Origin of the sequence: Arsenophonus nasoniae (assembly GCF_004768525.1) — a bacterium.
GTDB classification, from domain to species: Bacteria; Pseudomonadota; Gammaproteobacteria; order Enterobacterales; family Enterobacteriaceae; genus Arsenophonus; species Arsenophonus nasoniae.
The window spans coordinates 1-8,312 of record NZ_CP038628.1 but is presented as its reverse complement, the minus strand read 5'-3'; the positions used below and the strand labels follow the sequence as shown (position 1 = coordinate 8,312).

At 35.5% G+C, this 8,312-nt stretch carries 5 protein-coding genes; 2 read left to right on the top strand and 3 right to left on the bottom strand.

Annotated elements, in window-relative coordinates:
* The first annotated feature begins 1,099 nt into the window (after positions 1-1,099).
* Positions 1,100-1,321 carry a hypothetical protein gene (locus ArsFIN_RS26070; protein WP_026824027.1) on the top strand — a complete coding sequence of 74 codons (222 nt, stop codon included), beginning with the start codon at positions 1,100-1,102 and terminating at the stop codon, positions 1,319-1,321.
* A gap of 3 nt (positions 1,322-1,324) precedes the next feature.
* Positions 1,325-3,175 carry a hypothetical protein gene (locus tag ArsFIN_RS26065; RefSeq protein ID WP_135679371.1) on the top strand — a complete coding sequence of 617 codons (1,851 nt, stop codon included), beginning with the start codon at positions 1,325-1,327 and terminating at the stop codon, positions 3,173-3,175.
* Between the two features lie 1,153 nt (positions 3,176-4,328).
* On the opposite strand, the gene ArsFIN_RS26060 is transcribed toward ArsFIN_RS26065, so the two are convergent.
* The 3 genes from ArsFIN_RS26060 to ArsFIN_RS26050 form a co-directional block, all read right to left on the bottom strand.
* Complete coding sequence (locus ArsFIN_RS26060; RefSeq protein ID WP_026824102.1) at positions 4,329-4,607, bottom strand: helix-turn-helix transcriptional regulator; 279 nt, start codon at positions 4,605-4,607, stop codon at positions 4,329-4,331.
* Between the two features lie 472 nt (positions 4,608-5,079).
* Entirely contained in the window at positions 5,080-5,988 is a 909-nt protein-coding gene (locus ArsFIN_RS26055; protein ID WP_135679369.1) for an Rpn family recombination-promoting nuclease/putative transposase, read from the bottom strand.
* A 514-nt stretch (positions 5,989-6,502) separates the two neighbouring features.
* Positions 6,503-8,068 (bottom strand): protelomerase family protein, encoded by a 1,566-nt coding sequence (locus ArsFIN_RS26050; RefSeq protein WP_026824072.1) that lies wholly within the window; start codon positions 8,066-8,068, stop codon positions 6,503-6,505.
* Positions 8,069-8,312 lie beyond the last annotated feature (244 nt).

The following is an 8,312-nucleotide window of genomic DNA, read 5'->3' as shown; positions in this document are numbered from 1 at the left end:
GTACCTAGGCTACATACATATAACTGTACAACTAGACTTATAAGTCTAGTTGTACAGTTATATGTATGTAGACTAGGTGCGTGTATAGTTAATATTTTATTTACATGCGCGCTTATTTTTAATTATTAGTCTATGTGTACAGTTAGTATTATTTTTATTTGTTTATAATTTTAAATTTTACTTAAGTGTATTTATTTTATTTATTTACTTCATGAGTTTTTATATTTAAAAAATAAGTGATGAAAAAGGATTTGGTAGCCATTTAATGGCATTAATGGGAGGGAAATTGAAGTTTTTAGGTAGAGGTGAAAATTTAAATATGGCTATTAACCATCAAAAACAGACATATTTGTCATTTGAGGTTTACAAAAATAAAAATAATAATATCAATAACTTAAAATTTATTGTAAAACCGGTTTTTGTTAACTGTACATTATTTTATGGATATTATAAGTGTATATAATAAAGATATTTTAAAAATTTATTATATAAAGTCATTTTATTTTTATTTAGTTAAATTTAAAAATTTAAATGTAAAATTTATTAATAAATCGAAACTTAGGAATTCACTACATAGATGGAATTTAAATTTATAAAACAACTTTTTTATCAAAATACGCCAGAATTCATTAACAAAACTTAAGTTTACCTAAGCAAGTTAAATCTATTTCTTGTTCTCATGTTTTCTCACTTGTCTTCATGCTTAAGTATCAATTATCTCATAAGTTAAATATGTTTATCTGTACGTTTTTGATGGTGTAATTTCCATTATTTTTACTGTAGTATTAATAATGTGCTAAACGTATTACGAGCACAAAAAAACCACTTAAACACGTTTGATGTTTGGCGACAGATAACGTGTAACAAGTGGTTCTATTGCACCCGTTGGAAAACGGGGATTAAATAAATTTGACTTCTAGGTTGTGGCAAACCTGTAGTCTAGAATACGTAATTTACGAACTTTGATCAAGATTTTATAGCTCTATAGATGACTATAGATGACTATAGATGACTATTATAATCATATTTTGTAAGTTTATCGTGTTTTATTCAACTGTCTGTTCGATTCCTAGAAGTCACTGAAAATAAGGTGATTTCAATGAAATCTATCAATAAAGACACCCCTCAATTTACCCTTCCTTCAATGATCACTACTGATGTGGCTATTACACTTTCAGGAAAATCAAAAGCATTGTTCTATTACGCAAAAAGATTTGATCCCACTTTCCCTCAAGGCGTGTTGATGCAACACAATGGACGAAGCAGAGTCATGTATCCGACTGCTGAAATATGCCAATACTTCCAAAAAGTGGAGGCGTAAGAGATGGATCTCTCTACACAATCAGAAGTTATAGAATCAATCGAAGAAAACCGAGCTACATTAGATAACACATCTAACATTATTGAATTGGAAAAAGAGAAATCAAAACCAAGAAAAAATAAAGAAAAATCAAAAGAGAAACCTTTCAGGGAGCTAGGCTATGATTCAGGTGTTTACTACCTCATATCTAAAGAGCAACTTCAAGTATTACCATTCAAAGCTAGAGATTTGAAAGAATCTAACTTACTACAACTAGCTCCATTGTCATGGTGGAGAAAGAATTACCCTCAATACAACGATAATGGAGATGCAAAGAAAGCTCCTGATTGGATTCAGGCAGCAGATGACATTATGCGGAGATGTGCTAAGGCTGGCGTTTATTCCTGTGAAGCTGTACGAGGCTTAGGTTTTTGGAAGGACGGAAATAGGATTATACATCATCGAGGTAACGCTCTTGAAGACTTGGTTAACAGAAAAATCATCTCAATGCTAGATCCCTCACTTAGAGGGGTTTATCAACGAGCAACAGCTAAAGAAAAATATTCAAATGAATGCGCTACAGATGAGCAAATAGCTTTATTCCTTGCTGCTATAAATCGGATTTATTGGAAGGATGAAGCTCATAGTCAATTATTCTTGGGCTGGCTTGTATTAGCTCTATTTTGTGGATTGCTCGACTGGAGACCTCACATTTGGGTAACTGGTGAGCATGGAGCTGGGAAATCAGACACGGTACTCGAAGCGGTTAGAATTGCATTGGGAGCTAAAAACTATATTAGCGCAAAAGGTAGCACCACCGAGGCAGGATTAAGGCAGCGTCTCAAACATAACGCCATTCCAGCGGTGGTAGATGAATCAGAACCTAATACGACTAAAGATCGCTTGAGGCTTGACTCACTCCTAACACTTGCAAGAAATGCCTCAAGTGATGATGAAGCTACAGCAATTAAAGGAACGGTAAGCGGTGAAGCTCATTCTTACCGTATCAGGTGCATGTTCTGTTTTGCTTCTATCAATCCCTACATCAAAGAACTGGCTGACCAAAGCAGAATTTCAATATTGGAAATAGTCAAGAAGCCACAAACCACAGAATCAAAAGCTGATTTTCAATTCATTAAAAAATCTTTTTTAGAATTGGAAAAAGCTGGATTCAGCACCCTTCTAAACAACCTTATGATATCACGTTTATCAACGCTGGAAAATAATATCAAAGTGTTTGTTGAGGCTGCTGGAGATATATTAGGTTCTGCTAGAGATGGTAAGCAGTACGGCACGCTTCTAGCTGGTTACGCCACTTTCATCGAATCAGAGCCTGTAGATATTGAAACAGCTAAAAGTTATGTCTCCAATCTCAAATTAACTGAGGTTGTAGAGGAAAACAGGGACACAAAAGCTACTGGCTGGGATGAGTGTTGGGTGAAAATGTGTGCTGTTATGCTCGTATTCAGAGATAGCCGTAGCCGTGTCACTGTAGGTGAAGGCTATGAGATGTTAAGAACCAAAAACATCGAGGAACTGGCTAGGATTGTTGGCTACGAGCATTCAGGAACCGGAAAAGTAGCAAAGGAACAAATGGAAAAGGCTGCACGTCAAGGACAATTGGAGATTGAGCGAGCTTTAAGAAGATTAGGCATAATCTATCAAGAAGGGACAGTATCTCTATATGGTTGCGTGGGAGAAGGCTTGTATATTGCTAATAGCAGTGAGGAAATGAGTAAGGCATTAGCTGGTACACCTTTTCAAAATTGGAAGCAACATAGTTCTAGAGTGGGTGAAGCTGTAAGGAAACCAATTTTTATTGAAGGACAAGCTCGAAGAGTAATATTTATTTTAAGAGACTTAATAAACCAATAAGTAATGAAAAACAAAAAAGGTAGCAACATGATTTTTAGTGTTGCTACCTTTTTTTATACATATGTAATGCCATTTGTAATGCTATTTGTAATGCTATTTGTAATGCTATTTTTTTAAAAAAATCATAGTCTTATAAAAAGTTAATTACAAAATTACAAAAAAAAAACATATATACATGAGAAAAAAAATAAAAATAAAAAAGAACAAAAAACAAACAAAAAAAAACTCCTCGTGTATATAGATCTAAAAATAATGTAATGTTGTAATTACAATTAATTAACTTATTGAAATAAAATAAAAAATAGCATTACAAATAGCATTACAAATAGCATTACAAAATTACAAACATAAAAAATGATGTAGAAGGGAACAGAGCAGCGGTCAAGGGAACGTGGAATACCGGAGGGAGCGAAGCGACTGAGGATATGCCGCGAAAGCCCTTGATGGCTGCGGAGTGACCCTAGCCTATAGTGAGGGGGTTAGGTAGCTGTCGCTTGCGACTGCGTGCCTGACCCTCGAGCGCTCGGCGGCGAGAGTGGGGTTTGGGGCAACGCCCCAAGGTGTTGATCTTGAAGTTGGTTTTGATTTGTATTTTTTACTTTAATTTTTCTATTTTTCTATCAGATTGGAAAGTTTGGCAGAGATGACCTCAAAAACACCCCATAAAACGCCCTGTAATCAATTCTAAGCTATTATTTTCAAAAATAGGTACTAGGGTAGCGTTTTTGAATTTGATAGCCTTAAAATGGCTTATGTTGCGTTTTTTCTATTTAGTGATTTATAGACTTATTTTACTTATTTTCAAAAAATTACCGCGCATAAAAATTCGATTGACGCGCGGTCCCAGCCAGATAGAGGGTTGTCATATTTGACTCCCCCACCCATCCAGCTTTAGAAAAGGTTCCTAAAAGCCACTATTTTTATTGGTTAATTTGCATAAAAAAACCAGCCATTGATAAGCTGGTTTGAAGTTTTCCCTGGTGCTAGCATGAAGTGGAGGAAATTTTATAATTTTAAATTTGCATTATGATGTCTTGAGTGATTGATACTAATCAGGAAATGTATTCTTTGTACTCTGAATTATTCAGATAGATATCATTTTTGAAATGTGTTAAGGCTCAAAGAATATTGAGCCTTTTAAATGATTTACTGGTTAATCTTTTCGATACTCAACCTTGCATTTTTCCAGTACAAAAATAAACAAACGTACCTGAAACATAGCTAGTAAGTTATTGAGTGAATAAAAATTTAATTTAACTTTGATGTCTTCCAGTGTTTGATTGATTGCTGGATAGCTAACAGAACGTAGGTGAGCGATTTCCCCTTGAGATAGTCCAAGACAGAACAATATTGCGGTTTCAAACTGGGCTGGCGTTAGTTCTGGAAACACGTCATGTAATTCAGTAACGTTAGTTAAATCGAAGGTTCTCATGCTAAGCCCTCCATCACAGGCTTACGTCCAGCCCAGATAAGCCGATCATCCTTGAATAGCACGTTAAATATACGACGGTCATTACGAGTGAATGAGACTTTGCTAGAAGGTGTATTGGAGTTTCTAGGGATGATCCAGTAGGTATCAATGAATTTGGAGCAAGGTTTGGTAATAGCCATAGTTAAGGCCTCTTGTGTAAGTTCATAAGAACTTGCCTCTCGATTCCAAACGAGGTGGCAAGACGTAACAGAGTTGGAATACTGGTACACAAGAAACCAGCGAGCCTTACAGCTCCCCCGCTACGCCCTGCCATAATGCGGACGTAACTTAGGCTTTTAACGAACATAAAAAAACCGCTTATAGCGGCATATGTCCGCTTGTGTACTAGGGATTCCAAACCCAACACTAGATTTTTCTAGTGCTCTTTAAGCATAGCTAATTTTTAAACTTATAAGCAATATGTTTTTAGCAGTTAACTTTGGTTTTCAAATTTATTTAATTCTTCATCAGATAAACCAGTAGAAATTTTTACCGTATTACGATCTACTCCATTAGCTAAAAACTGTTTAGCTAACTCAATCTTAGTTTTTTGTATACCTTGTTGAATGCCTTTTTGTATTCCAATCTCTTCAATTTGTTGAGCAATAGTCATAAGTGCTCCTTCGTGTTTTTCTGCTTGTTTGGCTATGTTGGTGATAAATTCCATTGGCCTTTGTGCATTCCCTTCTTGGATTAGATAGTTAAACATCGTGATGACTTGATTATCAGTATAATAATTATACGACAACAGTTTAACAATGCTATCGAGTAGCTCGGTCATATCCCGTCTTCGAATGTGTTTTTGGAGTAACTCAAGCAACGCTATTCGCTTGTGTTGCATGATTTCGCCATCGTCAAGCGTGGTGACATCAGCTAATTTAAAGGGATTGTTATAGATGCTTTCTGCCAGCTTTCTGTCTTCAAAGCAATCAAGCCAATGAGTGCTATAGGGATGAGGGCTTTGTTCACCGCAATAAAACAGAATAGGGAATACCAACGGTAATTGCTTGTTTCCGTCCTCTAGATGTTTCTGCATGGCAGCAAGGCTATAGCGCATAAGTCGCCATGCAATGAGTTTATCAGGCGTGGATTGGTGCTCTATGAGAACATAGATATATCCACTTCCCTTCGTTGTACTGACTGAATAGAGAATATCACTCTGGTAATTTTTCATCTCGCTATCGATAAATGAGCCAGATTCCATCTTAAGCGAATCCAAGTCACACAGCGCTTTAATCTCATCGGGTAACCAAATATCAAAGAAATCTTTTGCTGTCTCTTTCTCACTTAAAAACTGCTTGAATACAGCGTCATGCGGGGTTGGGGTAAATTTTTTAGTCATTAAGGTTAATGCCTTGTTTTACCTAACAATGGGGTATTTAACAATTTATCACAATTGCGTAAAATTTTATCGTTAAGGTAATTTTTTTATTCTTAACGTACATTCATAAAATTACTGTATTCAATGCGCTGTCGTTATTTGCAGCGCATTTTTATTTTTCCCTTTCATGTTGGCATTAGGAATCAAATTTAAGCGCCCTAGAACACTCTGTACGGCATTTTTGTTCTTTCAGTCATGCAATCGGATTAATTACAGCTAATAATCGCTCAGAGTGGCTAAGATTGAGTTTTTGTATTGAGGTGAATATCAAGTACGCATTTCTAACTGCGTACCAACCCTGCGAACCTCACTGCGTACCAAATATTCAGAACTTAGCAAAACTCTACATGAAGATTAGGTTTTATAAGGTTCTATTCTCAGTCTTGCCTATAATTTTTTCCTCGCGTAGTGACCCCAATAAAACCTTCAAATATACTTAAATTCTTTTTTCAACCTTAACATTTGCTAACAAGTGTTAGATGTTATCAATGACATTTAGATATAGCTTGGCGGTATTAGCATTAATAGTTTTGCCGCCCACTCTACAATATCGTCTAATATAAGTTGGGGTCAGTTCATTTAGTGTTAAACCTAAGTTAGCTTTATTTTTAGCCCATTCATGGATTGTTTTTAGGGTAGGGGCTCTGGCTGATCGCTGCTCAATAATAGCGTTAGCTTTTTCTAATTTAGCCATGAGTTCTTCACTAGGAATATAGTTTTTTACTGTTCCGGTAGTGGTTTCAATTTTTTCTGTTTTTTCTGATAGTTCAATGGCTGCATAATGCTTGACGGCTTCTGAGATGCTGTCTTTTGAGTAACATAATATTCTTGTTGTCATACTGTCATAAGTTTCAGAACTGGTGTCTTTTTCACGCTCCCATACCATTTTTGTATAAATTGCTCTGAGCGATTTTATTTCGATATCACCGGATTCAAACCATTTTCTAAGTTCGTTATTGAGTACTCCGTTATATTGTTGGTTAATAGCCATGTTATGATCAACATCATTCGTGTATTTAGGGTCAAATATGCTGGCAACGATGTTCTTGCCCTCTTGATTGATATAGTGCAAGTAACCGCCTGTCCAATAGTTACCTTTTCCTCCGGATTCATGGGATTTTTTCTCTTGTTTTTTTAGTTCAAATCGTAATCGTCTTAGTGCTTTGATTATTTTATTTACATCATGAAATATAGGGATATTCCATTCCCCAAAATCTTCCTCAAATTTTCTGTCACGTGATTTTAATATTCCACTAAAACGGATGTAATTATCAGGGGTTTTATCATCAACGCGAAATTTTGCGGTTTTCATGATTTCGGTCGGTCTTCGGCCTGTAACGGCACAAAGTGCAACCGTTAATTGCACCCATGTTGAATTAGGATTATCTAGAATAAATTTAGCTTTATTTAAAAGAAAATGCGGATTAATTTTAATTTTCTCATCATGTCTTGCTTTCAGCCTGATTTTTTGCTGCTCATTAGTAATCGATTTTACATAGGAAACCGCTCCAGCCAGCCGATAATAACTAGGATGATACATTTTTATACTGGTTAACGCCTGTCTCACCATCTCGCCCTTACCTGAAGCTGATCCGCGTGGATATTTTCTTTTGAGTAAGGCGATGCGTTCTTCAAGTGTCTTGATTTTTAGCGAGGGTTTTAGTCCATAAATAATACTTTGCTCCACTCCGGCTTTAATCAATGCCTTTTTTGCTGCATTGAGGGAAGGAATGAATTTTTTATTGATTGCCCCAAGTGATTTTAAAGCCCTGCGGTATTTAATGAGGAGTGAAGCTATTCGGCTGGCTGAAAGTTCACCGCTTGAATACTCGCTATCAGGCAAAAAATACCATGTCTTTATTTTTTTCCCCTCAATTAAAGCGGTATTTTCTTTTAATCCAAAATCTCTTTTCACATAGTTAGCGTAAATATCATAGACACTTTGCCTGACTTTTTTACTATCAATTTCAGACGTTATTGATTTTTTATATATTTCAGCCTTCTCAATTACCTTTTTTGTTTTGTCTCTTACTTTTGTCATGGTGTTTTACTAATTAATTAACAGTACATAGACTAAATTATAAATTACTTTTAGATATAAATCAAATGCCTTAACTGTACATATAGACTAACAATTAAATCACCTCAGGTATTTTAACTGTACACAGACTAAATCACATGACTATACACGCACCTAGTCTACATACATATAACTGTACAACTAGACTTATAAGTCTAGTTGTACAGTTATATGTATGTAGACTAGGTGCGTGTATAGTTAATAT

What these genes read in the sequence shown, in the direction of transcription:
- ArsFIN_RS26055 (WP_135679369.1), bottom strand. Translation starts at nt 5,988, where the DNA reads ATGACTAAAAAATTTACCCCAACCCCGCATGACGCTGTATTCAAGCAG.
- ArsFIN_RS26050 (WP_026824072.1), bottom strand. Translation starts at nt 8,068, where the DNA reads ATGACAAAAGTAAGAGACAAAACAAAAAAGGTAATTGAGAAGGCTGAA.
- ArsFIN_RS26060 (WP_026824102.1), bottom strand. Translation starts at nt 4,607, where the DNA reads ATGAGAACCTTCGATTTAACTAACGTTACTGAATTACATGACGTGTTT.
- ArsFIN_RS26070 (WP_026824027.1), top strand. Translation starts at nt 1,100, where the DNA reads ATGAAATCTATCAATAAAGACACCCCTCAATTTACCCTTCCTTCAATG.
- ArsFIN_RS26065 (WP_135679371.1), top strand. Translation starts at nt 1,325, where the DNA reads ATGGATCTCTCTACACAATCAGAAGTTATAGAATCAATCGAAGAAAAC.